Genomic DNA, 25,624 nt, shown 5'->3' on the forward strand with positions numbered 1-25,624 from the left:
GCTGTCCGTCGGTTGTGTAACGGAAGTAGGTCCGGGGTAAAGCGGCGGGGTGACTGGTGCTGGTATGGGGCGATTTGGGCTTTGCGGGGGCGAGGTGCGGGCTGGGGGTCGGCTGTGGAGGAGTCCCGTCCGCTGTGATGTGACGATGCGTCAGGTCACAGCGGCAGCCGGTACCGGGCGCCCGGCAGCGGCTCCACCAGACCGTCCGCCACGAGCCCGTCCAGGGCCCGCGCGCGCTGCACCGGCTCGTGCCACACGCGGTCGAGCGCGGCCTGCGGGACGGGCGTGTGGGCTTCCCTGAGCACGGCGAGCAGCTTGCCGCGGACCTGTCGGTCCGTGCCCGCGTAGGTCTGGCCGCGGCGCGGCGGTCCCTCGTGCTCCGGCTTGTCCGCCAGTCGCCAGGCGCACTGCGCGGCGATCGGGCAGCGGTGGCAGGACTCGTTCTTCGCCGTGCACACCAGCGCGCCGAGCTCCATCGAGGCGGCGGCCCAGCGTGCGGCGGTGCGCTCCTCCTCGGGCAGCAGGGCGCGGGCCAGTCTGCGTTCGGCGGCGGTGGTGGCGTTGGGCGGGTACCGGACGCCGGCGACCGCGCGTGCGAAAACCCGGCGGACGTTGGTGTCCAGCACGGCGTGCCGCTGGCCGTACGCGAACGAGGCCACGGCGGCGGCCGTGTACTCGCCGATCCCGGGCAGGGCGAGGAGCTGGGCGTGATCGGACGGTACGTCGCCGCCGTGCCGTTCCGTTATGGCGACCGCGGCGCCGTGCAACCGCAGGGCGCGGCGCGGATAGCCGAGCCGGCCCCAGGCGCGCACGGCTTCGCCGGGAGCCTCCGCGGCGAGGTCCGCGGGGCGTGGCCAGCGGGACATCCACTGCTCGTAGACCGGCAGGACGCGGTTCACGGGTGTCTGCTGGAGCATGAACTCGCTCACCATCACGCCCCAGGGGCCGGCCTCGGGGTGCCGCCAGGGGAGGTCGCGGGCGTGTTCGTCGAACCAGGTGATGACGGGGGTGTGCAGATGCTTCCCGTCGGGCGAGCGGTCGGGGGAGCCGGGGGCCGGGACGGTGTGCGGGGGTTTCGTGGGCGCAGTCATGGCATTTCCGATCCTGCCATGGGTCGACCGGACGTGGTTCGAGGCTGGCCCGGGAGGGGGGTCGTCCCGTCATCGGGTTGACCGGAGCCCAAAACGGACAAGGAACCGACGTTTCCGGGATGATGATCCGGAAAAGTTGAGTACGGGCGGCGGGTGGGGCAGGCGGAGGCAGCGATCTCTCGTACAGTTTGCGCCGTGGGATCTCTGCGCAATCCGGTCGGGCCACTTCCCTCCACCATCTACTGGCGACGGAGGGCCGTACTGCTGTCTGTGGTCGCCCTGTTGGCGCTGCTGATCGCGTGGGTCGTCAGCTCGGGCGGTGGGGGCGGCGACAACGGCGCCGACGGGTCCAACGGCAAGAATCCCGCCTCCTCGATCACCCCGGGACCGTCCGGATCCGGGCCCGCGATCAGCCAAGCCCCGGGCGGGCGCGACGAGTCGGGCGGCGGGGACTCCAGCGGCTCGGGGACGGGTTCCGGATCGAGCTCGGGCTCCGGGGCGGACTCCGGGTCGGGCTCCGGGGGAGACGACTCCGGCGCGTCGGGCGGTACGGGCGGCGGTGACACCTCGGGGTCCGGCGACGGTTCGGGCGACGGTTCCGGCGGCGGGGGCGGTACGGGCACCCTGCCCGCCGGTTCCACGCTGCCCAACTGCACGGCCAGCGTGGTCACGTTGACGCTGAGCAGCGTCCAGAACCGCTACTCGCCCGACGAGACGCCCGCCTTCCGGCTGACCGCGAGGAACTCCTCCGCCAACGACTGCAAGGTCGATCTCGGGCCGAGGAACGCGGTGTTGACGATCACTCAGACCGGCAGCAGCGGCGCGTACTGGGTGTCGGACGACTGCCCCAAGGTCTCCGGGAGGCAGCTGTACCGGGTGCCGGCGGGCAGCAGCGCCACGTACACCGTGAAGTGGGACCGCAAGCCGAGCGTCCCCGAGTGCGCGACGCCTCCGGCGGGGTCGGCGGCGACGGGCACGTATCTGGTGGAGGCGAAGGCGCCGGGGTTCGCGAAGAAGCAGACGTCGTTCGTACTGTCCGCGGACTAGAGGCTGACCCGCGGACGCGCTGCCCGCGGACTGAGGACTGAGGACTGTCCGGCCGGCGCGCTGTCCGCGGGCTTCGGGCTGTCCGGTCGTTACGTTTGTCCGCGCGCTTGGGGCTGTCCGGTCGTCGCCTTCTCCGCCGTCCTGGGGCTGTCCGGTCGTTAGGTTGTCCGCGGGCCTGGGACTGTCCGGTCGTTACGTTGTCCGCGGGCCTGGGGCTGTCCGGTCGCCTGAGCCGCGGAGGAGCGGCGGTGACTGATCGGCGCGGGTGTGTCCGGCGGCCGGGCGGAGGACCGGGCCGACGTGACGGGAGTCTCCGCGCGCGTGCGACGTCGGGAGCGGGGCGGTCGGCGGGTGACGGAGAGCGACCGGTGGACGGGCGTGTCGGCCTCCGCGGGTGCGGCCGGGCGGGCCTGGCGCCTGTTCGGAGGTCCCGGCTCTCCCGGGTTCCGAGGCCCGAGTCCCGGTCCCGGCTCTCCCGGGTTCCGAGGCCCGAGTCCCGGTCCCGGCTCTCCCGGGTTCCGAAGCCAGAGTCCCGGTCCCGGGACCGTGGTTCCCGGTTCAAGGTCCACGGTTTCGGTTCGTGGCCCGGTGGGGGGCACCTGATCGGCGGCGCGGACCGGTGTGCCGGACCGCGCGTCCGCCGCGTGATCCGCCGGGCGGGGCCCGGTCTTCCCGGCGGAGCGACCCGGCGGGGTGAGGCCCCCGCGGATTACCCGGCGGCTGAGGCCCGACCCCGGCGGCCCTGCCCGAGCGCCTGCGCGGCTGACGTGTCGCGCGGGTGCCGGTGAGCATCCGTGGTGTGCCGGAGAAGACCGAGGTCGCTCAGACGTACCGTTCCAGGATCGACGACTCCGCCAGGCGGGACAGGCCTTCCCGGACGCTGCGGGCCCTCGCCTCGCCGACGCCGTCGACCGTCTGGAGGTCGTCCACGCTGGCGGCGAGCAGCTTCTGCAAGCCGCCGAAGTGCTCCACCAGGCGGTCGATGATGGCGCCCGGCAGGCGCGGGACCTTGGCCAGCAGCCGGAAGCCGCGGGGGGACACCGCCGAGTCGAGGGCCTCGGGGGAGCCGGTGTAGCCCAGCGCCCTCGCCACCGTGGACAGTTCGAGCAGCTCGGCGTGGCTGAGGGCGTCGAGTTCGGCGAGCGCCTCGTCGACCGTGCGGGAACGCTTGGCGGTGGGCTCCGGGACATAGTCCCGGACGACCAGTTCGCGCTCGGGTTCCACGCCCGCGATCAACTCGTCGAGCTGAAGGGCGAGAAGGCGGCCGTCCGTGCCCAGTTCGACCACGTATTCGGCGATTTCGGTGGCGATGCGGCGCACCATCTCCAGCCGCTGGGAGACCGCCGAGACGTCCCGGACGGTGACCAGGTCCTCGATCTCCAGCGCTGACAACGTTCCCGCGACCTCGTCGAGGCGGAGCTTGTAGCGCTCCAGGGTCGCCAGTGCCTGGTTGGCGCGGGACAGGATCGCCGCCGAGTCCTCCAGGACGCGGCGCTGGCCGTCGACGTAGAGGGCGATCAGTCGCATGGACTGGGAGACCGAGACCACCGGGAAGCCGACCTGTTTGGAGACCCGGTCCGCCGTGCGGTGACGGGTGCCCGTCTCCTCCGTGGGGATCGTGGGATCCGGCAGGAGCTGCACGCCCGCGCGCAGGATCTTCGACAGGTCCGAGGACAGGACGATGCCGCCGTCCAGCTTGCACAGCTCACGCAGACGCGTGGCGGTGAACTCGACATCCAGGACGAATCCACCCGTGCACATCGACTCGACGGTCTTGTCGGACCCGAGCACGATGAGTCCGCCGGTGTTGCCGCGCAGAACCCGCTCAAGGCCGTCACGCAGGGCCGTACCGGGAGCCACGGCGCTCAGCGAGGCGCGCATCAGGCCATCGGTACCGGAACTCCCACCGGACTTTCCGGGAGCTGCTACCCGGTCGTTGGCTGCCACTGCACTCCTCCGGTCGCAGGTTCTGGGGCGCTCCCGTTTCGCGCACTCTTTTCGTACGGACGGGCGAGACCAGGGCAAAGTCTACCGGCGGTCCTCCTCCTCCCGTGGGGCCTCTCGGCGACGCGAGCGCGGGAGGACCCGCAGCGCGTCCCCTATGTCGGCGACTTCCAGGACCTTCATGCCGGCAGGGATCTTGCCGGGGTCGCCCGGCACGAGCGCGTGCGTGAAGCCCAGACGGTGGGCTTCGGAGAGCCGGCGCTGGACGCCCGTGACCCGTCTGACCTCGCCCGCGAGGCCGACTTCGCCGATCGCGACGAGGTTCTTCGGCAGCGGGGTGTCGCTCGCGGCCGACGCGAGGGCGAGCGCGATGGCCAGGTCCGCGGCGGGCTCCGAGAGCTTCACCCCGCCCACCGTCGCGGAGTAGATGTCCCGCTTGCCGAGGGCGCTGATCCGGCCGCGCTGCTCCAGGACCGCGAGCATCATCGAGACACGGGAGGTCTCCAGGCCGGAGGTGGTGCGGCGCGGGGAGGGGATCTGCGAGTCGACGGTGAGGGCCTGGACCTCGGCCACCAGCGGGCGGCGGCCCTCCAGGGTGACCGTGAGGCAGGTGCCGGGCACCGGTTCGTCGCGACGGGTCAGGAAGAGTCCGCTCGGGTCGGTGAGGCCGATGATGCCCTCGTCGTGCAGCTCGAAGCAGCCGACCTCGTCCGTGGCGCCGTAGCGGTTCTTGACGCCGCGCACCAGGCGCAGGCGCGCGTGCCGGTCGCCCTCGAAGTGGAGCACGACGTCCACCAGGTGCTCCAGCAGGCGTGGACCCGCGATCGCGCCGTCCTTGGTGACATGGCCCACCAGGAGGGTGGACATCCCGCGTTCCTTGGAGGCCCGGATCAGGGCCCCCGCCACCTCGCGCACCTGGGCCATGCCGCCGGGCGCGCCGTCGATCTCCGGGGAGGCCACCGTCTGCACGGAGTCGAGGATCAGCAGCGACGGCTTCACCGCGTCCAGATGGCCGAGCACGGCGGAGAGGTCGGTCTCGGCGGCGAGGTACAGGTGGTCGTCGATGGCCTTGATGCGGTCGGCGCGCAGCCGGACCTGGCTCGCCGACTCCTCGCCCGTGATGTAGAGCGTGCGGTGCTCGTCGCTCGCCGACTTCGCCGCGACGTCGAGGAGCAGGGTCGACTTGCCCACACCGGGCTCGCCCGCGAGGAGCACGACCGCGCCGGGCACGAGTCCGCCGCCGAGGACCCGGTCCAGCTCGGGCACCCCGGTGGTCCGGGCGGTGGCCTGGCGGCTGTCGACCTGCCCGATGGGCACCGCGGAGGTGGTGACACGGCCCGGTGCCGTGGTGCGGACCGCGGGTGCGCCGTACTCCTCGACCGTCCCCCAGGCCTGGCACTCGGAGCAGCGGCCGAGCCATTTGGCCGTCTGCCAGCCGCACTCCGTGCAGCGGAAGGACGGGCGGTCCTTGGTGGTCTTCGTACGGGCAGCCATGACGAAACCGTAGCCGTACGCACTGACAACACGGCCACGGCCACCCCGCCGTCGTCCCGCGGTCCCCGCGCACCCGCCGGAACCGGCCACGCCCTGTCACGAACGAGCCATGGGACGGCCCTCTGCTGTCCCCTATTGAGGGATCGTTTCACCCGTCCGGATTAAAAGTGCTCAAGGGGACGGAAGGGACCTGCTCGCGCCGCCTACGGTCGCACGGGTGACGAGCAGCAGTCCGGACACCACGACCCGCACCACCGGCGCACACCGGGCGCATCCGCAGGCGCGCGGCCGCGCCGCAACGCGCACCCCGGCCCAGCGGCCGCCCGCGTGCTACGAGCCGTACCTGGACGGCCTGTTCACGTACTGCCTGTCCGTGCTCTGCGACCACGACAGCGCGACCGCCGCCCTGGGCGACGTCCTCGTGCTCGCGGAGCGGCGCGGGCAGCGCGTCCCGGAGGCCGACGGGGACCGCAGGGCCTGGCTGTACGCACTGGCCCGCTGGGCGTGTCTGCGCAAGCTGGCCGAGGCCAAGCAGAAACGTCAGAGCACGCACGCGGCGGGCCGCCACGGCCCTCGGCACACCGCGCAGCCCACGGTGCCGCCCGGCGCGCAGCCCGTCCCCGACGAGGTCCAGGAGCGGCGGCGGCGCGAACTCGCCCTGCTGGCCTGGCCGGAGGCCGCCGGCACCACCCCCGACCAGCGCGAGGCGCTGGAACTCGCGGTGCGCCACCACCTCGCCGCCCACGAGGTCGCCGCCGTCCTCGGCCTGGACCTCGCCGCCGCCCGCGAACTGCTCGCCTCCGCCGCCTGCGAGGTCGAGCGCACCCGCGCGGCCCTCGCCGTCGTCGAGACCGGCGGCTGCCCCGGCGTCTCCCACCTCACCGGCGACCAGCGGCTCGTCCTGAGCGCGACCCTGCGCCGCGAACTGGTCCGCCATGTCGACGACTGCCCGCTCTGCCGCCGCGCCGCCGAGCGGGCCGTCCCCGGCCGCTGGCCCGGGGTCATGATCACGCCTGCCGAGCTGCCCGTCCTGGAGGCCCCCCGTGCGGCCCTGACCACGGCGATGGCACACGTGCCGCGCACGCGGGGCGCCGCCGCGCCGCGCTTCGACCGGCGCGGCTTCCCGATGGACCCCAAGGACCGTGCGGCCCGCCGGGACCGGCTGCGCGCGCGTGCCGTCACGACGACCGTCGTCGCCACCGTCGTCGCAGCTCCCGTGCTCGCGCTGTGGGCCGCCTACCGTGGCACCCCGACCGGGGAGGGCACCGACGGCCGCTCCGCGAGCGCCAGCGAGGCTCGGGGCCCCGGCAGCCTGGACGGCGAGTCGGCAGACGGCTACGAGAACGCGGGCAACGCCCGCACCAGACCCGGCGCCCGCGCGGCCGACGGCACCGAGCCGGACGTCTCCGTGGAGGTCATCAGCGTCGCCGGGGCCGGCGACAAGGACGCCGCCCACCTCGACGTGACGGCGGGCACCAGCGGCGACACCACACTGATCACCCTCACCGCGACCGGCGACTCACCGGTCCGCTGGTCCGCCACGACCGGAGCGGCCTGGCTCTACCTCAGCCGCTCCTCGGGCACGCTCGCCCCCGGCGCATCCTTGACGATCAAGGTGTACGTCGACCAGCTGCGCGAGCCGTCCGGGCACTGGAACGCACGCGTGGCGATCGCCCCGGCCGGCGCCGTCGTCTCGATCGAGGGCTACGGCACCGCACCCGTGCCCTCCGACCCCGGCAGCCCCGGCGACCCGCCCTCGACCGCCGACCCGGACCCGACGCCGACGACCTCGGGCCCCTCCGACCCGACGCCCGGCGACCCGCCCTCGACCGCCGACCCGGACCCGACGCCCACCGGCTCCGCCTCCTCCGGCCCGGGGAACTCGTCCCCACCGCCCGACGACGGCGAGGACCCGAGTCCGTCGAGCTCGTAGACGCGGGGTCGGGCACACTCGTAGCCGCGGATCCCGCCGCGGACCCGGACGCTGATCCTGCGGCTGTCGGACCCCAAGCTCCTCAGGCCACCGGTTCCTCAGGCCACCGGTTCCTCAGGCCACCGGTTCCTCAGGCCACCCGTTCCTCAGGCCACCGGTTCCTCAGGCCACCCGTTCCTGCGGTGCTCAGGCCCCCGCTCTCAGCCCTGTAGACCCTGTGCCTCGGCCCTGTAAGCCCTCAGACCACCGGGTCCGCGGGATGCGGGGCCAGCAGCGGCAGCTGCGAGGCGAGCCGCTCCTCGCACAGCTCGACCAGGCGGTCGTAGCCGGCCTTGCCCATCAGCTCGATCAGCTCGGGCCGGTAGGAGACGTACACCGGGTCGCCCGCGCCGTGCGCCGAGGTCGCCGACGTGCACCACCAGTGCAGGTCGTGGCCGCCCGGACCCCAGCCCCGGCGGTCGTACTCACCGATCGACACCTGGAGCACGCGCGTGTCGTCGGGCCGGTCGATCCAGTCGTACGTGCGCCGCACCGGCAGTTGCCAGCAGACGTCCGGCTTCGTCTCCAGCGGCTCGCGGCCCTCCTTCAAGGCGAGGAGGTGCAGCGAGCAGCCCGCGCCGGCGGCGAAGCCGGGCCGGTTCTGGAAGATGCACGAGCCCTGGTAGGGGCGGGTCTGCCGGGAGCCCTCGTCGTCCTCGGAGACCCAGCCGGTCTTGGTGCCCACGGCGTGGTTCTGCCAGATCTCCGGAGTGAGCCTGGCCACGTGCCCGGCGACCCGCTTCTCGTCGTCCTCGTCGGAGAAGTGCGCGCCCAGCGTGCAGCACCCGTCGTCCGCGCGGCCGGCCTGGATGCCCTGGCAGCCGCTGCCGAAGATGCAGTTCCAGCGCGAGGTCAGCCAGGTCAGATCGCACCGGAAGACCTGCTCGTCGTCCGCCGGATCCGGGAACTCCACCCACGCGCGCGCGAAGTCCAGCCCCTTCTCGTCGCTCATCGCGGGGGCCTGCTTCGACCTGGGCGCCTTCGCCTGCGAAGAACCCTTGGTGGATTTGGCCGACTTCTCGTCCTTCGCCTTTTTCGTCTTTGGCACCCGTCCAGGGTAAGTCGCTCGGGGGTACGTCCGGGACCGCACCGAGACCGGAGCACAGCGTGCCTGGCAGTAGCGTTTCCCGTATGAGACTCGGTGTCCTCGACGTGGGATCGAACACGGTGCATCTGCTGGTGGTGGACGCGCACCGCGGCGCACACCCGCTGCCCGCGCACTCGCACAAGGCGGAACTGCGCCTCGCCCAACTCCTGGACGCGGACGGAGCCATCGGCCCGGACGGGGTCGACAAACTGATCTCCGTCGTCCGGGACGCGCTCCAGGCCGCCGAGGACAAGGGCGTCGAGGACCTGCTGCCGTTCGCGACCTCCGCCGTGCGCGAGGCCAGCAACGCCGACGACGTCCTCGCGCGCGTGCAGACCGAGACGGGCGTCGAGCTGCGGGTGCTCACCGGGGCCGAGGAGGCCAGACTCACCTTCCTCGCCGCCCGCCGCTGGTACGGCTGGTCGGCCGGGAGGCTGCTGGTCCTGGACATCGGCGGCGGCTCCCTGGAGATCGCCTACGGCATGGACGAGGAGCCGGACGCGGCGGTCTCGCTGCCCCTCGGCGCCGGCCGCCTCACCGCCGGCTGGCTGCCCGGGGACCCGCCCGCCCCCGAGGCGATAAGGTCGCTGCGCCGCCACGTCCGGGCCCAGATCGCCCGCACGGTGGGGGAGTTCAGCCGTCTCGGATCCCCCGACCACGTCGTCGCCACGTCCAAGACCTTCAAGCAGCTGGCCCGTATCGCGGGCGCAGCCCGCTCCGCCGAGGGCCTGTACGCCCAGCGTGAGCTCAAGCGGGAGTCCCTGGAGGCCTGGGTGCCCCGGCTGGCCGGGATGACGGCCGCCCAGCGTGCCGAGCTGCCCGGTGTCTCGGAGAACCGCTCGGGCCAGCTGCTGGCGGGCGCGCTGGTCGCCGAGGGAGCCATGGACCTGTTCGGCGTCGACGCGCTGGAGGTCTGCCCCTGGGCGCTGCGGGAGGGCGTGATCCTGCGCAGGCTGGACCACATGGGGTCGGCGTGACGGCCTGACGGCCTGATGTCCTGAGGCGCCGGCCTGCGGGTCCGAGGCCGGGGCGCCGGGCGGGAGCGGGCAGTGGGTGGCCATGGGGGCCGCACGAGGCACATCTGCTCACGCGCCCTCCCGTACGCCTGCCTGCCCGTACGTCCGTTCGGCCGTACGCCTGCCTGCCCGTAGGCCCGTAGGCCCGTACGCCCGTACGCCTGCCTGCCCGTAGGCCCGTAGGCCCGTAGGCCCGTACGCCCGTTCGGCCGTACGCCTGCCTGCCCGTACGCCCGCTCGCGCGCCGAGCCGAACGTATGGCCGGGTGCCGCGCCTGCCCGTCGACCCGCTCCCCGGCGCGAAGCAAGGCCCCGTACGCTGTCCTTCGTGGCAGAACCAGTCGTGCGCATCCCGGATGCGAAGGTCGCCCTGTCGACGGCTTCCGTGTATCCGGAGTCGACGGCTACGGCCTTCGAGATCGCCGCGCGCCTCGGCTACGACGGCGTCGAGGTCATGGTCTGGAACGACCCGGTCAGCCAGGACATCGAGGCGCTGCGCCGGCTCAGCGACTACCACCGCATCCCGATTCTCGCCGTGCACGCTCCGTGCCTGCTCATCACCCAGCGGGTGTGGTCCACCGACCCCTGGATCAAACTCCAGCGCGCGCGTGCGGCCGCCGAGAAGCTCGGCGCGAGCACGGTCGTCGTCCACCCGCCGTTCCGCTGGCAGCGGCAGTACGCGCGCGATTTCGTCGCCGGGATCTGGCGGATGGCGAACGAGACGGATGTGCGGTTCGCCGTGGAGAACATGTATCCGTGGCGCTACCGCGACCGCGAGATGCTCGCGTACGCCCCCGACTGGGACGTCACCAAGGACGACTACCGCCACTTCACGATCGATCTCAGCCACACCGCCACCGCCCGCACCGACGCGGTCCAGATGATCGACCGCATGGGCGACCGTCTCGGGCACGTCCATCTGGCCGACGGCACCGGCTCCGGGAAGGACGAGCACCTGGTCCCCGGCCGTGGCGGCCAGCCCTGTGCCGAGCTGCTGGAGCGGCTCGCCCGGATCGGCTTCGACGGGCACGTCGTCATCGAGGTCAACACCCGCCGGGCCATGTCCAGCGCCGAACGCGAGGCCGACCTGGCGGAGGCGCTCGCCTTCACCCGTCTGCACCTGGCGTCCGCGGCGAAGGTGCCCCGCAGGTGACCGGCGCCACGGCCCGCAGGCGTGGCCGGCCCCCTCGCGCGGAGTCCGCCGACACCCGCGAGCGGATCCTGGCCGCCGCCCGGGAGGAGTTCTCCGAGCGCGGCTACGAGAAGACGTCCGTGCGCGGTATCGCGAAGGCGGCCGGTGTGGACCCGGCGCTGGTGCACCACTACTTCGGCACCAAGGAACAGGTCTTCGAGGCCGCGATCGAGGTCGCCTTCGCCCCCGCGCTGAACGCGCCGACGGCACTGACCGACAGCCCGTCCGACGAGGTCGGCGAACGCCTCACCCGCTTCATCTTCGGCGTCTGGGAGAGCCCCGCCACCCGGGTGCCCCTGCTGGCGATCCTGCGTTCCGCGGTCAACAACGACACCGCGGCCGCGGTCTTCCGCCGTCTCGTCGCCTCCCAACTGCTGCGCCGCATCGCCGCCCAGGTCGACCTGCCGGACGCGGAACTGCGCGCCGAACTCGCGGCCGCCCAGCTCGTGGGCTGCGCGATGCTGCGGTACGTGATCAAGGTGGAGCCGATGGCGTCGGCGGACCTGGAGCAGATCATCGCGCGCGTGGCGCCGGTCGTGCAGGGACACCTCACCGGCCCCTGACCTGCACTCCCGCCACGTCGGCACCACCCCAGGCACCTCGGGCCCCCGGACGCGCCTGGTCCCTGACATCCCGTACCGGGTGAGACATGCGTCCCGCATTCCGGACACCCTGTCCCGACCCCTGGATGACCGGCGTACGCTCGTTAGCAGTCAGAAGTCTCTGATCGCAGTCTCTGAAGGAGCGAGCGCGATGCCCGAGCTGAGGTCCCGCACAGTCACCCACGGCCGCAACATGGCGGGCGCCCGCGCCCTTATGCGCGCCTCCGGTGTACCCGGTGCGGACATCGGCCGTAAGCCGATCATCGCCGTCGCCAACAGCTTCACGGAGTTCGTCCCGGGCCACACGCACCTCCAGCCGGTCGGCCGGATCGTCAGCGAGGCCATCAGGGAGGCCGGTGGCATCGCGCGCGAGTTCAACACGATCGCCGTCGACGACGGCATCGCGATGGGCCACGGCGGCATGCTGTACTCCCTGCCCTCCCGCGACCTGATCGCGGACAGCGTGGAGTACATGGTCGAGGCGCACTGCGCCGACGCCGTGATCTGCATCTCCAACTGCGACAAGATCACGCCCGGCATGCTGATGGCGGCCCTGCGCCTGAACATCCCCGCGGTCTTCGTCTCCGGCGGCCCGATGGAGTCCGGCCGCGCCACCCTCGTCGACGGCACGGTCCGCACGCTCGACCTGGTCGACGCGATCTCCGACGCCGTCAACGACAAGATCTCGGACGAGGACATCCTCCGTATCGAGGAGAACGCCTGTCCGACCTGCGGCAGCTGTTCCGGCATGTTCACCGCCAACTCGATGAACTGCCTGACCGAGGCGATCGGCCTGTCCCTGCCCGGCAACGGCTCGGTCCTGGCCACCCACACGGCCCGCAAGGGGCTGTACGAGGACGCGGCCCGCGCGGTGGTCGACATCACGCGCCGCTACTACGACCAGGACGACGAGTCGGTCCTGCCGCGCAACATCGCGACGCACGCGGCGTTCGAGAACGCCATGGCCCTCGACATCGCCATGGGCGGCTCCACCAACACGATCCTGCACCTGCTGGCCGCCGCCCAGGAGGCGGGCGTCCCGTTCGGCCTGGACGAGATCAACGACGTCTCGCGCCGCGTGCCCTGCCTCGCCAAGGTCGCCCCGAACGTCGCCAAGGACCGCACGTACTACATGGAGGACGTGCACCGGGCCGGCGGTATCCCGGCCCTCCTCGGCGAGCTGCACCGCGCCGGTCTGCTCAACGAGGACGTCCACTCCGTCCACAGCCCGTCCCTCTCGGACTGGCTGAAGACGTGGGACGTGCGCGCGGGCTCCCCGTCCCCCGAGGCGATCGAACTGTGGCACGCGGCCCCCGGCTGCGTCCGCTCCGCCGAGGCCTTCTCCCAGTCCGAGCGCTGGGAGGCCCTCGACGAGGACGCGGAGAACGGCTGCATCCGCTCCGCCGAGCACGCGTACTCCAAGGACGGCGGCCTGGCGGTCCTCAAGGGCAACCTGGCGGTCGACGGCTGCGTGGTGAAGACGGCCGGCGTCGACGAGTCGATCTGGACCTTCGAGGGCCCCGCGGTGGTCTGCGAGTCCCAGGAGGAGGCCGTCGAGAAGATCCTCAACAAACAGGTGAGGGACGGCGACGTCGTCGTCATCCGTTACGAGGGTCCCAAGGGCGGCCCCGGCATGCAGGAGATGCTCTACCCGACCTCCTTCCTCAAGGGCCGCGGCCTGGGCAAGACCTGCGCACTGATCACGGACGGCCGCTTCTCCGGCGGCACCTCCGGCCTGTCCATCGGCCACGCCTCCCCGGAGGCCGCGTCCGGCGGCACGATCGCCCTCGTCGAGGACGGCGACCGCATCCGCATCGACATCCCGAACCGCACCATCGACCTGCTCGTCGACGACGCGGAGCTGGCCCGGCGCGAGCAGGCGCTCGGTGGGGTGTTCGCGCCGAAGCAGCGGGAGCGGAAGGTGTCGGCGGCGCTGCGCGCGTACGCGGCGATGGCGACCAGCGCGGACAAGGGCGCCGTGCGCGATGTGAGCAAGCTGGGCTGAGGTCCTGTGGAGGGGGCCGTCTTTTCGGGGACGGCCCCCTCCACATGTCACCAGGCCGAGGGCTGCCGGGCGTCCACGGCGAAGACGGTGCCGTCGGGGGCGGTGGCGTAGACGTGCCGACCGTCGACGACCGGCTCGGGGAGCGCGGCGACGACCTGACCGGAGTTCGCGTCCAGCCGCGGCGGAGTCTGCCCGAGAAGCTTGCCGCTGCGGAGGTCGGCGGCGAGGAGACGTCCGTCGGGGGTGGTGATGTACACGTGCCGGCCGTCGGAGACCGGCGTGGAGCCCCGGATCACTCCCGTCTCCAGGCTCCACAACTGCCGCCGCGCGTCCATGTCCACGACCACCAGTGATCCGCCGGTGCTCATGAGGTGGACGAGGTTCCCGCGCGCGGTGGCGTGGACCTGTTCGAGCGGGACGGTGAGCGTCACCCGTCGCGTCGCGCCGGTGGCGGGGGTGTAGCGGACCACGGACGTCGTGTGCCCGTACACCGCGTCGACGGAGAGGAAGGAGACGGACCCGTCGCCCGCGCCGACGACCCTCAGCGAGCCCTTCAGCTCCGCCTCCCAACGCACGTGACCCGTGCCCGGGTCCACCGCCGTGACCCGTGTGCCCGCTCCGTCGTCGGACGGGCTCGCCGTGTAGGCCAGCGGGTCATCGGTGAACGTGGCGAAGTACGGCACGCTCTGGCCCGGTATCCGGCGGTTCCACTTCGTGGTGCCCGAAGCGCTGTCCACGCCCGAGACCTTCCCGTCGGCACCGGTGACCAGGAGCATGTCCCCCGCTCGCGTCAGCCCGCTGTACGCGGGGAGGTCCCGCTGCCAGGCCGCCCGACCCGAGGCGGGATCGAGCGCCTCGAGACGTCGGCCCTTGTCCAGTGACGGCTGCACGCGTCCACCCGACACCACCGGCGGTCCGCTCCTGGGCGTCCGAGCGACGGTGTGCCGCCACAACAGGTGTCCGTCGGACGGATCGAGGGCGAAGACCACGCCCGGCTGCGCGCAGACCAACCTTCCTGCCCCGTACGAACAATGGGGTGTGCTCGCTCCGGACACGGGTGTCGCCCCCCACGCGCCGAAGTCCGCGGACGGCGTCCGTGCAGCACTCCTGGGCGCCCCGCCTTCCCCGGCGGCGAGTTGGGCCGCGACCAGCGCGCCGACCACGGCGAGGCCGAGCGCCCCGGCCCGCAGAGCCGTCGGCCTGCTCAGCCGTCCGATGCGGCGCCGTTCCGGCTCTTCGACGCGGGGCTCCGGCTTGGACGCACCACCGGGCCGCTGCGCCGGTATGAAGGCCTGCGTGTCGTACGAGGCCGCCACCGACCGCAGCTCCCGCATGAGTTCGTCCGGCGTGGGCCGGTCCTCGGGCTCCTTGGCGAGACAGCGCAGCACGAGTGGCGCGAGATCCTCCGGCACGTCGGTCAGGTCGGGCTCGTCATGGACCACCTGGTAGGCGACGACGTACGGACTGTCGGAGTCGAACGGCCCGCGCCCCGTCGCCGCGTGCACCATCACGGATCCGAGCGCGAAGACGTCCGCGGCGGGACCCACCTCCCGCGGCCGGCGGAACTGCTCGGGCGCCATGAACGGCGGCGTCCCGATCAACTTCCCGGTCTCGGTGCGCAGTTCGCTGTCCTTTGGCCGGGAGATGCCGAAGTCGATGACCTTCGGACCGTCCTCGGCGAGCAGCACGTTGCTCGGTTTCAGGTCCCGGTGCACCACGCCGACCCGGTGGATGTCGCGCAGCGCCTCGGCCAGTCCGGCCATCAGCCGGCGCAACTGCGCCGGGTCCATGGCTCCATTCCGCTTCACCTGGTCGGAGAGGGTCGGCCCGGGGATGAACAGGGTGGCCATCCAGGGCCGTCCGGCCTCTGGATCGGCGTCGACGACGGACGCCGTGAAGGCGCCGCTCACCTGCCGCGCCGCAGCCACCTCCTGCCGGAAACGCCCTCTGAACTCGGGATCCCGGGCGAACTCGGCATGGACGACCTTCACCGCGAGCTTCATCCCGGAGGCGCTGCGGGCCAGGTGCACGACACCCATGCCGCCGGAGCCCAGACGTGATTCAAGTTGGTAGTGACCGGCGTACTCGGGAAGTTCCGCTTCCGCGCCCGCTCCGATGTTCTGCTGTGGCGCCATGGAACCACCCCCGTGCTGATCGTCGGCGCGCGCGACGCACGGAGCCTAGTCGATGACTCGTACGGGACAGAGGTGGCTCGCTGGCTTCTGTGTGCGAGTTGCGTACGTATGTTTCGTGGCGTGATTCAGGGGAATCAACGGGATCCCATGGCAGTCATGGGGTGCAACGGGGGAGGGTTTCCATGTCTGTTGAGCGTGTCGAAGAGGCAGCGGGCGTAGCCGGGACAGCGGCCGCCACCGCCGGGTTGACGTACTACTCGATCGCGCCGGGCGTCCGTCTCAATGTCCGCAGCGGTCCCGGGACCGGCTACACCGTCGTCCGGGTCCTGGCCGAGGGCGCCAAGGTCCCGATCTTCTGCCAGACGCCGGGATCGACGGTCGCGGGTCCGTACGGCACCAGCAACATCTGGGACAACGTCGACGACGGCGAGTACGTCTCGGACTCGTACGTGCACACGGGCAGCGACGGCTACATCCGGCCGCGCTGCTCCTGAGATCGCCACCATCACCCAGGGGGTACCGATGACATCCCGCAGACGCAGATCCGTTCTTGTGGCGGGTACCGCCGCCGGTGCCCTCCTCATGGTGGTGGGCTCCGCCACGGTGGCCAGCGCGGATCTGCGCTATTACACGACCTCCGACGTCCGCCTCAACGTCCGCAGCGGACCCGGCACGAGCTACAACATCACCCGCACTCTGCCCGGCTCGTCCAAGGTCGTCATCTACTGCCAGATGCCGGGCACGACCGTCACGGGCACGTACGGCACGACGAACATCTGGGACAACATCAGCAACGGCGAGTTCGTCTCGGACGCCTACGTCAACACGGGCAGCGACGGCTACGTCGCCTCACGCTGCGCCTGATCCCCTCAAGGAGCCCGCGGTCCCCCCAGCGATAATCAAAGGGTGAGCGACAAGACCGACACCCCATCCAGCCCCGCGGGCTCCCCGGGGGACCCGGGCGGCGCCCCCCGCCCCGAGCCCCTCCGTCTCTTCGGCACGACCTGGGTGAACCACGACAACGGCTACCCGGCCCGCCGCGTCGGCGTGGCCGTCGGCTCGCTCGCCGCGGCCGTCGTCTCCTGTCTGGTCCTGCGCTTCGCCTACCAGGGCCTGCGGATCGCCGACATCGGCAGCTTCGTGACGCTCCTCGTCATCGTCATGTTCGCGATCTGCAGCGCGCTGGCCTTCGGCCACACCTGGGAGGCGTTCCGCAAGCGCCCCGACCCCGAGCGGCAGGCGTCCCTGCGCGGTCTGCTGGCCATCGGCTTCGTCGGCTCGCTGCTCGCCTACTTCTTCCGCTCCCTGACCGAGGCCCCGGGAGAGAAGCTCCACCGCGAGGGGTACGAGGCGGCCCGGCAGCGGTTCGAGCAGCGCACGACCCGCCGCACCGGCAACCCGTCGAAGAAGCGCCGCCGCTCCTAGGGCCTGTCGTTCGGATCAGCCCGGTGTCGCGGGGTGTGGCAGGCGCGTCCGCGGCGTTGTCGTCGGTTGCCGACGCTCCGTGTCGACGCCCTCCTCCGCCCTGCGGCCGCCCCGCGCCACACCCCGCTCGGGCGGCCGATCAGCTCCGTCGGCCACGACCGACCCGATCCGAACGTAGGGCCCCAGCCCCCGTCGGATCCCTCACGCTGTCGGCAAAAGCGGGTGTATCCCGCAAGCATCGGCGTCAGCATGGCGGTATGACGCTCTCCTCGCATGCCGGCCGGGCCCACTCCTTCAACGCCGCCGCGGCCCAGTACGCGGCGAACCGTCCCGCCTACCCGCCCGCCCTCTTCGACGCGGTCGAGGACCTCGCGGGCCGCCCGCTGAACGGCGCCCGCGTCGCGGACATAGGCGCCGGCACCGGCATCGCGACCGGCCTGCTGCACGCCCGCGGCGCCGACGTGATCGCCGTCGAACCCGGTGAGGGCATGGCGGCCCAGCTCCGCCGCAGCCTCCCCGAGGTCCCTCTCGTCCGCGGCAACGGCAACGCCCTTCCCCTCGCGACCGCCTCCGTCGACTTCCTCACCTACGCCCAGGCCTGGCACTGGACCGACCCCACGTACGCGATCCCGGAGGCCCTGCGCGTGCTGCGTCCGGGCGGCGCGCTGGCGCTGTGGTGGAACACGGACCCGCACGACGTCGGGTGGATCACCGACCAGGCACAGCGCATCGGGCGCCACTTCGGCGGCGAGTACGACAACAAGCAGGGTTCGTCCGGCTATCGGACGGCATGCGTCTTCGAGGGCGCGCCGGCCGTCCCGGACCATGCGCGGCGCGTGCTCCGCTGGAGCCGCACGGTCCCGCTCGACACGCACCTCGCCAACATCGGCAGCCACTCGATCTTCCTGGTGCGTGGCGAGGCGACGACGAACGCCTTCCTCGCCCGTGAGCGCGAGCACCTCCTGAAGATCTTCCCGACCGGCCTGGTCGAGGAGGTCTACGACGTCCTGCTGATCGTCGCGACCCCCTGACGCCCCTGCCGCGCGGCGGCCCATCCCTCCAGGGCCGCCGCGCAGGCATGGTCCAGGTGCCGCAGCCCGCCCAGCTCCAGCCGGATCTCCCGGTCCCGCGGCAGCGCGTCCAACGCGTCCAGCAGCTTCGGCAGCCGCAGGAATGTCGCATGCCCCAGCACTCGTACGACGATCCCCGCCTCCCCGCGGTCCTCGGTCTCCACGTGCACATGGCTGATCTCCCACGCTGTCTTCGCCACGGCCAGCGCCAGCCCGACCAGCACCCCCTCGAACAGGTTCCCGGCGACGATCGCGACCGCGGTCACCCCGAGCACCACCACCTCCCCGCGGTGCCCGCGCCACAGCGCCCGCACCTCGCGCACCGGCACGAGCTTGCACCCGGCGTGCACCAGCAGCCCGGCCGGCGCCGCCACCGGGATCACCCCGAGCACCCCGGGCAGCACGGCGGTGAACAGCAGCAGCCACACCCCGTGCAGCACCCGCGACGCCTTGGTGCGCGCCCCGGCGTGCACGTTCGCCGCGCTGCGCACGATCACCGCCGTCATCGGCAGTGCCCCCAGCACCCCGCACAGGGTGTTCCCCGCGCCCTGCGCCATCAGCTCCCGGTCGTAGTCCGTGCGCGGTCCGGTGTGCAGCCGGTCCACCGCCGCCGCGCTGAACAACGACTCCGCGGACGCGATCAGCGCGAAGGCCACGACGGTCCCGATCACCCCCACTTCCGTCAGCCGCCCGACATCCGCCGCCTCGGGCAGCCGTACGACATCCAGCAGCCCGCGCACCTCGACCCGCCGCACGTCCAGGTCGAACACCGCCGTCAGCGCCGCCGCCGACGCCACCGCGACCAGCGGCGCGGGCACCAGCCGCGCACCCCGCCGCCAGCGCGGCCAGAGCAGCAGTACGGCAATGGTGGCACCGCCCACCGACAACGCCACCGGGTCCATCCGGCCGGGCAGCGACACCAGCCCGGCGAGCTTCGCGAGCCCGCCCGCCGGAGCGGCCACGTCCCCGAGGGCGTAGACCTGCCCGGCGACCAGCACCAGACCGATGCCGGCCAGCATCCCCTGGACGACGGCGACGGACACGGCCCGGAACCACCGCCCGAGCCGCAGCGCGCCCAACCCGAGCTGCACCAGCCCGGCCGCGCACACCAACACCCCGAGCGCTTCCAGGCCGTAGGCCTGGACAGCCTCGTACACGAGCACGGTCAGCCCCGCCGCGGGTCCGCTCACCTGGAGGCTGCTGCCGGGCAGCACCCCGGTGACCAGCCCGCCGACGATGCCGGTGACCAGGCCCAGTTCGGCGGGCACGCCGGAGGCCATGGCGACGCCCACACAGAGCGGCAGGGCGACGAGGAACACGACGAGGGAAGCGAACAGATCGGCCTTGCGTACGCCACGGCGCATGACAGCAGCACCTCCGGTCGACAGCGGGAGATGCGTGGGCGCCGAGCCGGGGGAGGGCTCGGCGAACTGAAATCCATTGTCGGTAGCGGGAGTTGACCCGGGGGCCGATTCATGTGTGCACCCGGTGAACACGGAGGCGGATGAACCGGAGGGTCCGCGTCCAATCCCACCGCCGCGCGCCTGCGCCGCCGTGTGCACCCACTTGACGGCGCCTCTGCTGCCGAGGATTATTCATCGCATGATGAATTACATGCCGGAGCCGCCGGAAACCGGCACCGGAGCCGATGCCGGCACCAGCGCCGGGACCGCCGACCCGCCTGCGATCCACGCCGAAGCCCTCACTGTCGTCCGCGGCCCCCGAACCGTCCTGCGCGGAATCGACTTCACCGTCCCGCGCGGCCAGATCACCGGCCTCCTCGGCCCCTCCGGCTGCGGCAAGTCGACCCTCATGCGCGCGATCGTCGGCACCCAGGCCAAGGTCACCGGCACCCTGGACGTCCTCGGCCGCCCCGCCGGCCACCCCGCCCTGCGCACCCGCATCGGCTACTTCACCCAAGCCCCCTCCGTCTACGACGACCTGACGGTCCGCCAGAACCTCGACTACTTCGCCGCGATCCTCGACCCGGGTCTCCCCAACGCTCGAACGCGCTCGCGCGGAGGCACCCCCGTCGCCGCCGACCGTCGCCGTGCCGACGTCACCCGGGCCATCGCCGACGTCGACCTCACCAGCCACGCCGACTCCCTCGCCGGCAATCTCTCCGGCGGCCAGCGCAACCGCGTCTCCCTCGCGGTCGCCCTCCTCGGCGCCCCCGAACTCCTGGTCCTGGACGAGCCGACCGTCGGCCTCGACCCCGTCCTGCGCCGAGACCTGTGGAACCTCTTCCACCACATCGCCGAATCCCGCGGCGCGACCCTCCTCGTCTCCTCCCACGTCATGGACGAGGCCGAGCGCTGCCACCGCCTCCTCCTCATGCGCGCCGGCGAGATCCTCGCCGACGACAGCCCCGACGCCCTCCGCGCCCGCACCGGCTCCGAAACGGTCGAGGCGGCCTTCCTGCACCTGGTGGACGAGGCCGTCGCGGCCGGCCACGCGAAGGAGACAGCCCGATGAGCGCCACAGCCCCGGCTCCCGCCGCCGCCCTCAACATCTCCCGCACCACGGCCACCGCGGCCCGCGTCCTGCGCCAGCTCCGCCACGACCCGCGCACCATCGCGCTGCTGATCCTGATCCCCTGCCTGATGCTGGTCCTGCTGCGTTACGTCTTCGACGGCAGCCCGCGCACCTTCGACAACATCGGCGCCTCCCTCCTCGGGATCTTCCCGCTGATCACGATGTTCCTCGTCACCTCCATCGCCACCCTGCGCGAACGCACCTCGGGCACCCTCGAACGCCTCCTCGCCATGCCCCTCGGCAAGGGCGACCTGATCGCCGGTTACGCCCTCGCCTTCGGCATCCTCGCGATCATCCAGTCGGCCCTGGCCACGGGTCTGGCGGTCTGGTTCCTGGGCCTCGACGTCGTCGGCTCGCCCTGGCTGCTGCTCCTGGTGGCCCTGCTCGACGCGCTCCTGGGCACCGCGCTCGGCCTCTTCGTCTCGGCCTTCGCGGCCTCGGAGTTCCAGGCCGTCCAGTTCATGCCCGCGGTGCTCTTCCCGCAGCTCCTGCTCTGCGGACTCTTCACACCCCGCGACAACATGCACCCGGTCCTGAAGGGCGTCTCCGACGTCCTCCCCATGTCCTACGCGGTCGACGGCATGAACGAAGTCCTGAAGCACACCGACATGACAGCCACCTTCGTCCGGGACGTGCTGATCGTGGCGGGCTGCGCACTGCTGGTACTGGGCCTCGGAGCGGCCACCCTGCGCCGCCGAACCGCCTGACCCGCCCGACTCCGCGGAGTCGATCCGCCCCACTCCGCGACGTCACTCCGCAGCGCCGGCCGGGGCCCTTGCGCCCGTCCGGCGCTCACGGACGAACAGGGCCGCGCCACGTCCGCCCACCGGACACCTCACCCGGGCCGAAGCCCCCCGGTGCGAGGATGAACACGGACGACGCACCCCTCGGAGGCAGCCCAGCCATGACCCAGAACGTCGCAGTCCTCGGCACCGGCAAGATCGGCGAAGCCCTGCTCAGCGGAATGATCCGCGGCGGCTGGGCCCCGTCGGACCTTCTGGTCACCGCCCGCCGCCCGGAACGAGCCGAGGAACTCCGAAGCCGCTACGGAGTCACCCCGGTCACCAACGCCGAGGCCGCCAAGACCGCCGACACCCTGATCCTCACGGTCAAACCGCAGGACATGGGAGCCCTCCTCGACGAACTCGCCCCCCACGTGCCCGCCGACCGCCTGATCATCAGCGGCGCCGCCGGCATCACCACCGCTTTCGTCGAGGAACGCCTCACCACCGGCACCCCGGTCGTCCGCGTCATGACGAACACCCCCGCCCTCGTCGACGAGGCGATGTCCGTCATCTCCGCCGGCAGCCACGCCACCGCCGCCCATGTCGCCCACGCCGAGGAGATCTTCGGCGCCGTCGGCAAGACCCTCCGCGTCCCCGAGTCCCAGCAGGACGCCTGCACCGCCCTCTCCGGCTCGGGCCCGGCCTACTTCTTCTACCTGGTCGAAGCCATGACCGACGCCGGCATCCTGCTCGGCCTGCCCCGCGACAAAGCCCTCGACCTGATCGTCCAGTCCGCGATCGGCGCCGCGACCATGCTCCGCGACAGCGGCGAACACCCCGTCAGGCTCCGCGAGAACGTCACCTCCCCCGCTGGCACCACCATCAGCGCCATCCGCGAACTCGAGAAGCACGGCGTACGAGCCGCCCTCATCGCCGCCCTCGAAGCCGCCCGCGACCGCAGCCGCGAACTGGCCTCCGGCAACAACTGACCCACGCCGTTTCCACCCCGCCGCCCCCGTCGCCGGGGGCGGCGTCGCAGCTCACCCCACCGCGCCCAGGACCTCCTGCGTGGTCACCACCCGCGCGAACCCGCCACCGTGCAGCGACACGGCCGACGTCTGCGCGAGCTCCTCCGCAGCACGCCGCCAGCCGAACGGGCCTTCGAGGTCGAAGGTGTACGTCGCGTCATACGCGACCACCACCTCATAACCGAGGTTCCCGCCCATCCGCGCCGTCGTCTCCACACACATGTTGGTCTGGATCCCGGCCACGACGACCTGCGAGATCCCCGCCGCCCTCAGCCACGCGTCCAGATCGGGCGTCCCCAGGAACGCCGAGTTCACCGTCTTCGTGAGCAGCAGCTCCGCCCCGGCCTCCTTCCCGCGCCGCCGCTCCACGTACTCCTTGAATTCGTTCCCCTCGTATCCCGGCCGCAGCGGCGACCGAGGGTTCGACGAGTCGTGCCGTACGAAGACGACGGGTCGTCCGGTCTCCTGCCAGGCGTCGATGAGCGACGCGATGTTGTCGTCGGCCCCGGGATTGTTCCGCTGCCCCCAGAAGCCCAGCTCCTCGAAGCCCTTCTGTACGTCGACGACCACCAACGCTGCGTTCTCTGCGATCTCCATGTCCACGATCCTGCCGCCGGGAGCACGACCGCCCCAGCGGGGCAAAAGACAGCGATCGATGATTTACTGCCACTCGTGGACAGCTCCCAGGGCCCGGCGGACCGCAAGAAGGACCGCTGGAACGAGCACGCGAACGACCGCCCGTACCGCGTGGCCCTGGTCGCCTTCCCGGGCGTCCGCGCCTTCGACGTCTCGGTCATCACCGAGGTGTGGGGCACCGACCGCACCGACCGCGGCGCCCCCGCCTTCGACCTGCGCCGAGTCGCCCCCGACACCACCCCCGTCCCGATGCGCGGCGGCCTCACGCTCCTCCCCGACCGCACCCTCAGCTGGCTGGACCAGGCCGACCTGATCGTGGTCCCCGGCCTCGACGACCACCTCACCCCCGCACCCGCCCCCGTCCTCGACGCCCTCCGCCGCGCCCACGCCCGCGGCACCACCCTCGCCGCGCTGTGCGGCGGCGCCTTCACCCTCGCCCAGTCAGGTCTTCTCGACGGGCGGCGCGCCATCACCCACTGGAACCTGATCGACCACCTCCGCACCCACCACCCCCACGTCAGCGTCGTCCCCGACGCCCTCTTCATCGAGGACGACAACATCTGGACCGCCGCCGGTACCGCGGCCGGCATCGACCTCTGCCTGCATCTGGTCCGCACCGCGCACGGTGCCGAAGCGGCCGCCACCATCGCCCGCTCGATGGTCACCGCCCCCTTCCGAACCGGCACACAGGCACAGTTCATCGAGCACCCCACCCCGCACACGTACCGCGACGCCGACAGCCTCGCCGCCGTCCGCGAACACGCCCTGCGCCACCTCGACCAGCCGCTCACGGTCGCCGACCTGGCCGCCCGCGCCGGCATGTCCGCGCGCTCCTTCGCCCGCCACTTCACCGCGGAGACCGGCACCACCCCCTTGCGCTGGCTCCTCGACCAGCGCGTCGCAGCGGCTCAGAAGCTCCTCGAACGCACCGACCTCCCCATGCCAGAGGTCGCCCGCCGCGCGGGCTTCGGCAGCGAGGTCACGACGCGCCAGCACTTCGCCTCGCGCCTCGCCACCAGCCCGCGCGCCTACCGAGCCGCGTTCACCACCGTCTGCGAGACCGGTGGCAACAACCCGATCGCGCGATAGGCGGTATCCACGACCGGCCGGGCCATCGCCCGCGCCCGCGCCGCACCATCCCGCAGCACCCCCTCCACGTACGTGGGATCCGCGCACAACTCCTTGTGCCTGGCCTGTACGGGCCTGAGCAGCTCGACCACTGCCTCCGCGGTGTCCTTCTTCAAGGCGCCGTACGACTCATATACACCGCCCAAGGCCTCGGGGTTCCCACCCGTACAGGCGGCGAGGATCTCCAGCAGGTTCGCCACGCCCGGCCGCTCCGCCCGGTCGTACCCGACATGCCGACCGCTGTCGGTCACCGCCCGCATCACCTTCTTGCGCACCACGTCCGGCTCGTCCAGCAGGTAGACGATCCCCGGCCCGGCGTCATCGCTCTTTCCCATCTTCGACGTCGGCTCCTGAAGATTCATGACCCGAGCCGCCACCGGCGGATGCGTCGCCCGCGGCACCACGAACGCCTGCCCGTACCGCTGGTTGAACCGCACGGCCAGATCCCGAGTCAGCTCCACGTGCTGCGCCTGGTCGTCCCCCACCGGCACCTCATCGGTCCCGTAGGCGAGGATGTCCGCCGCCATCAGCACCGGATACGTCAGCAGCGACAGCCGCACACTCCCGCCGCGCTCCCGCTCACGCGCGGCCTTCTCCTTGTACTGGATCATCCGCCGCATCTCGCCGTCGGTGGCCACGCACTCCAGCACGTACGACAGCCGTGCGTGCTCGTCCACATGGCTCTGTACGAAGACGGTGCACAGCCGGGGATCCAGCCCCGCCGCAAGCAGCAACGTCGCGGCCTGCCGACTCAGTCGGCGCACCCGGCCCGGATCGTGCTCGACGGTCAGCGCGTGCAGGTCGACGATGCAGAACAACGAGTCCGCCCGGTGCTGGTCGACCGCGGCCCACTGCCGCATGGCCCCCAGGTAGTTGCCCAGCGTCAGATGCCCGGTCGGCTTGACCCCGCTGAAAACCCGCTTCATCTCTCGTCCTCCTGATCGAGACCGCCGCACCCGGCCGGCCGACCCTCTGGAGGGAGAAACGAGAACGGCCGCCGAAGCGGCGGCCGTTTGAGTACATACGTGTGTACGGCCGCCGTCAGGCGGCCCACCACAGCTGGGTGCACGTACGCGTAGTCACGTCAGCCAGCCTACGCACCATGGGGCCCGCGCGGGGGTGGGTTGACACACCCCGATCGGGTGCGTAATGTTCTCCGAGTTGTCCGACGTGAGCGCCGACCCCGGTCGGTCCCCGGACAGCCATTTCGCAGGTACCAACCAACACTCGACGATCAGTCGGCATGTCTGCCCGTCTGCGTTGTTTCATTGGCATGCGTATTAGCGAAATGAGGAATCCGCGTTCGAAAGGACACGGCCCCCCGATTAGCTCGGGAGCCGGGAATCCGCTAAAGTCTCACTCGTCGGAACGGCCCAGCGGCCGGGAAGGCAAGCCCCTTCTGACTGGGAGTCAGGCCCGAAAGGATCTGATAGAGTCGGAACCGCCGGAAAGGGAAACGCGGAAGCGGGAACCTGGAAAGCACCGAGGAAATC

Annotated in this window: 22 protein-coding genes; 14 read left to right on the forward strand and 8 right to left on the reverse strand. The window is 71.9% G+C overall.

What is annotated here, in order from left to right; genetic code table 11:
* Positions 1–155 precede the first annotated feature (155 nt).
* On the reverse strand, positions 156–1,091 hold the full coding sequence (locus tag ACFV0T_RS08505) for an A/G-specific adenine glycosylase (RefSeq protein ID WP_385775871.1): 936 nt from the start codon (positions 1,089–1,091) through the stop codon (positions 156–158).
* 195 nt (positions 1,092–1,286) lie between these two features.
* On the opposite strand from ACFV0T_RS08505, the gene ACFV0T_RS08510 reads away from it, so the two are divergent.
* On the forward strand, positions 1,287–2,138 hold the full coding sequence (locus ACFV0T_RS08510; RefSeq protein ID WP_385775873.1) for a hypothetical protein: 852 nt from the start codon (positions 1,287–1,289) through the stop codon (positions 2,136–2,138).
* 822 nt (positions 2,139–2,960) lie between these two features.
* On the opposite strand, the gene disA is transcribed toward ACFV0T_RS08510, so the two are convergent.
* Complete coding sequence (gene disA / locus ACFV0T_RS08515) at positions 2,961–4,085, reverse strand: DNA integrity scanning diadenylate cyclase DisA (protein WP_385775875.1); 1,125 nt, start codon at positions 4,083–4,085, stop codon at positions 2,961–2,963.
* Positions 4,086–4,166: 81 nt separating this feature from the next.
* Complete coding sequence (gene radA / locus ACFV0T_RS08520; RefSeq protein WP_385775877.1) at positions 4,167–5,576, reverse strand: DNA repair protein RadA; 1,410 nt, start codon at positions 5,574–5,576, stop codon at positions 4,167–4,169.
* Between the two features lie 217 nt (positions 5,577–5,793).
* Between radA and ACFV0T_RS08525 the strand changes: the two genes are divergently transcribed.
* Complete coding sequence (locus tag ACFV0T_RS08525) at positions 5,794–7,509, forward strand: hypothetical protein (RefSeq protein WP_385775879.1); 1,716 nt, start codon at positions 5,794–5,796, stop codon at positions 7,507–7,509.
* 238 nt (positions 7,510–7,747) lie between these two features.
* Here the strand turns inward: ACFV0T_RS08525 and ACFV0T_RS08530 are convergent, their stop codons facing one another.
* Positions 7,748–8,596 carry a hypothetical protein gene (locus tag ACFV0T_RS08530; protein WP_385775881.1) on the reverse strand — a complete coding sequence of 283 codons (849 nt, stop codon included), beginning with the start codon at positions 8,594–8,596 and terminating at the stop codon, positions 7,748–7,750.
* Positions 8,597–8,679: 83 nt separating this feature from the next.
* Here ACFV0T_RS08530 and ACFV0T_RS08535 point away from each other — a divergent pair, with 83 nt between their 5' ends.
* The 4 genes from ACFV0T_RS08535 to ilvD all read left to right on the forward strand — a co-directional run bounded on the left by ACFV0T_RS08535 (position 8,680) and on the right by ilvD (position 13,449).
* A complete protein-coding gene (locus tag ACFV0T_RS08535; protein ID WP_385775883.1) occupies positions 8,680–9,612 on the forward strand; it encodes a Ppx/GppA family phosphatase in 933 nt (310 codons plus the stop codon).
* Between the two features lie 366 nt (positions 9,613–9,978).
* Positions 9,979–10,803, forward strand: a complete 825-nt coding sequence (locus tag ACFV0T_RS08540) for a sugar phosphate isomerase/epimerase family protein (protein WP_385775885.1) — start codon at positions 9,979–9,981, stop codon at positions 10,801–10,803.
* Positions 10,800–11,405 (forward strand): TetR family transcriptional regulator, encoded by a 606-nt coding sequence (locus tag ACFV0T_RS08545; RefSeq protein ID WP_385775887.1) that lies wholly within the window; start codon positions 10,800–10,802, stop codon positions 11,403–11,405. The genes ACFV0T_RS08540 and ACFV0T_RS08545 overlap by 4 nt, the downstream gene beginning before the upstream one ends.
* Positions 11,406–11,595: 190 nt before the next feature.
* Positions 11,596–13,449 (forward strand): dihydroxy-acid dehydratase, encoded by a 1,854-nt coding sequence (ilvD, locus tag ACFV0T_RS08550; RefSeq protein ID WP_385775889.1) that lies wholly within the window; start codon positions 11,596–11,598, stop codon positions 13,447–13,449.
* A 47-nt stretch (positions 13,450–13,496) separates the two neighbouring features.
* Here ilvD and ACFV0T_RS08555 read toward each other — a convergent pair whose 3' ends face one another.
* On the reverse strand, positions 13,497–15,584 hold the full coding sequence (locus ACFV0T_RS08555; RefSeq protein WP_385775891.1) for a serine/threonine-protein kinase: 2,088 nt from the start codon (positions 15,582–15,584) through the stop codon (positions 13,497–13,499).
* Between the two features lie 182 nt (positions 15,585–15,766).
* Here ACFV0T_RS08555 and ACFV0T_RS08560 point away from each other — a divergent pair, with 182 nt between their 5' ends.
* The 4 genes from ACFV0T_RS08560 to ACFV0T_RS08575 all read left to right on the forward strand — a co-directional run bounded on the left by ACFV0T_RS08560 (position 15,767) and on the right by ACFV0T_RS08575 (position 18,040).
* Positions 15,767–16,078 (forward strand): SH3 domain-containing protein, encoded by a 312-nt coding sequence (locus ACFV0T_RS08560; RefSeq protein WP_385775893.1) that lies wholly within the window; start codon positions 15,767–15,769, stop codon positions 16,076–16,078.
* A gap of 28 nt (positions 16,079–16,106) precedes the next feature.
* Positions 16,107–16,448 carry a hypothetical protein gene (locus ACFV0T_RS08565; RefSeq protein ID WP_385775895.1) on the forward strand — a complete coding sequence of 114 codons (342 nt, stop codon included), beginning with the start codon at positions 16,107–16,109 and terminating at the stop codon, positions 16,446–16,448.
* Positions 16,449–16,490: 42 nt separating this feature from the next.
* Complete coding sequence (locus tag ACFV0T_RS08570) at positions 16,491–17,009, forward strand: EamA/RhaT family transporter (protein WP_385775898.1); 519 nt, start codon at positions 16,491–16,493, stop codon at positions 17,007–17,009.
* Positions 17,010–17,266: 257 nt separating this feature from the next.
* On the forward strand, positions 17,267–18,040 hold the full coding sequence (locus tag ACFV0T_RS08575; protein WP_385775900.1) for a class I SAM-dependent methyltransferase: 774 nt from the start codon (positions 17,267–17,269) through the stop codon (positions 18,038–18,040).
* On the opposite strand, the gene ACFV0T_RS08580 is transcribed toward ACFV0T_RS08575, so the two are convergent.
* Entirely contained in the window at positions 18,007–19,443 is a 1,437-nt protein-coding gene (locus tag ACFV0T_RS08580) for a SulP family inorganic anion transporter (protein ID WP_385775902.1), read from the reverse strand. The genes ACFV0T_RS08575 and ACFV0T_RS08580 overlap by 34 nt on opposite strands.
* Positions 19,444–19,681: 238 nt before the next feature.
* Between ACFV0T_RS08580 and ACFV0T_RS08585 the strand changes: the two genes are divergently transcribed.
* From ACFV0T_RS08585 to proC, 3 genes are all read left to right on the forward strand, one after another.
* Complete coding sequence (locus ACFV0T_RS08585) at positions 19,682–20,554, forward strand: ABC transporter ATP-binding protein (protein ID WP_385775904.1); 873 nt, start codon at positions 19,682–19,684, stop codon at positions 20,552–20,554.
* Positions 20,551–21,321 carry an ABC transporter permease gene (locus ACFV0T_RS08590; protein ID WP_385775906.1) on the forward strand — a complete coding sequence of 257 codons (771 nt, stop codon included), beginning with the start codon at positions 20,551–20,553 and terminating at the stop codon, positions 21,319–21,321. The genes ACFV0T_RS08585 and ACFV0T_RS08590 overlap by 4 nt, the downstream gene beginning before the upstream one ends.
* A gap of 197 nt (positions 21,322–21,518) precedes the next feature.
* Positions 21,519–22,328, forward strand: coding sequence for a pyrroline-5-carboxylate reductase (gene proC / locus ACFV0T_RS08595; RefSeq protein WP_385775908.1), 810 nt, complete (start codon positions 21,519–21,521; stop codon positions 22,326–22,328).
* Positions 22,329–22,379: 51 nt separating this feature from the next.
* On the opposite strand, the gene ACFV0T_RS08600 is transcribed toward proC, so the two are convergent.
* The gene (locus ACFV0T_RS08600) at positions 22,380–22,964 is read right to left on the reverse strand and encodes a cysteine hydrolase family protein (RefSeq protein ID WP_385775910.1); all 585 of its coding nucleotides are present in this window, start codon (positions 22,962–22,964) and stop codon (positions 22,380–22,382) included.
* A gap of 150 nt (positions 22,965–23,114) precedes the next feature.
* Here ACFV0T_RS08600 and ACFV0T_RS08605 point away from each other — a divergent pair, with 150 nt between their 5' ends.
* Positions 23,115–24,092 carry a GlxA family transcriptional regulator gene (locus ACFV0T_RS08605; protein ID WP_385775934.1) on the forward strand — a complete coding sequence of 326 codons (978 nt, stop codon included), beginning with the start codon at positions 23,115–23,117 and terminating at the stop codon, positions 24,090–24,092.
* Here ACFV0T_RS08605 and trpS read toward each other — a convergent pair.
* Complete coding sequence (gene trpS / locus ACFV0T_RS08610) at positions 24,032–25,057, reverse strand: tryptophan--tRNA ligase (protein ID WP_385775912.1); 1,026 nt, start codon at positions 25,055–25,057, stop codon at positions 24,032–24,034. The genes ACFV0T_RS08605 and trpS overlap by 61 nt on opposite strands.
* Positions 25,058–25,624 lie beyond the last annotated feature (567 nt).

The organism is Streptomyces sp. NPDC059582, from assembly GCF_042735715.1.
GTDB lineage: Bacteria > Actinomycetota > Actinomycetes > Streptomycetales > Streptomycetaceae > Streptomyces.

Bases quoted from the DNA above. Each gene is read 5' to 3' on its own strand.
- ACFV0T_RS08590 (WP_385775906.1), top strand. From the start codon at position 20,551: ATGAGCGCCACAGCCCCGGCTCCCGCCGCCGCCCTCAACATCTCCCGC.
- ACFV0T_RS08555 (WP_385775891.1), bottom strand. From the start codon at position 15,584: ATGGCGCCACAGCAGAACATCGGAGCGGGCGCGGAAGCGGAACTTCCC.
- ACFV0T_RS08565 (WP_385775895.1), top strand. From the start codon at position 16,107: ATGACATCCCGCAGACGCAGATCCGTTCTTGTGGCGGGTACCGCCGCC.
- proC (WP_385775908.1), top strand. From the start codon at position 21,519: ATGACCCAGAACGTCGCAGTCCTCGGCACCGGCAAGATCGGCGAAGCC.
- ilvD (WP_385775889.1), top strand. From the start codon at position 11,596: ATGCCCGAGCTGAGGTCCCGCACAGTCACCCACGGCCGCAACATGGCG.
- ACFV0T_RS08535 (WP_385775883.1), top strand. From the start codon at position 8,680: ATGAGACTCGGTGTCCTCGACGTGGGATCGAACACGGTGCATCTGCTG.
- ACFV0T_RS08575 (WP_385775900.1), top strand. From the start codon at position 17,267: ATGACGCTCTCCTCGCATGCCGGCCGGGCCCACTCCTTCAACGCCGCC.
- ACFV0T_RS08580 (WP_385775902.1), bottom strand. From the start codon at position 19,443: ATGCGCCGTGGCGTACGCAAGGCCGATCTGTTCGCTTCCCTCGTCGTG.
- ACFV0T_RS08505 (WP_385775871.1), bottom strand. From the start codon at position 1,091: ATGACTGCGCCCACGAAACCCCCGCACACCGTCCCGGCCCCCGGCTCC.
- ACFV0T_RS08600 (WP_385775910.1), bottom strand. From the start codon at position 22,964: ATGGAGATCGCAGAGAACGCAGCGTTGGTGGTCGTCGACGTACAGAAG.
- ACFV0T_RS08560 (WP_385775893.1), top strand. From the start codon at position 15,767: ATGTCTGTTGAGCGTGTCGAAGAGGCAGCGGGCGTAGCCGGGACAGCG.
- radA (WP_385775877.1), bottom strand. From the start codon at position 5,576: ATGGCTGCCCGTACGAAGACCACCAAGGACCGCCCGTCCTTCCGCTGC.
- trpS (WP_385775912.1), bottom strand. From the start codon at position 25,057: ATGAAGCGGGTTTTCAGCGGGGTCAAGCCGACCGGGCATCTGACGCTG.
- ACFV0T_RS08585 (WP_385775904.1), top strand. From the start codon at position 19,682: ATGATGAATTACATGCCGGAGCCGCCGGAAACCGGCACCGGAGCCGAT.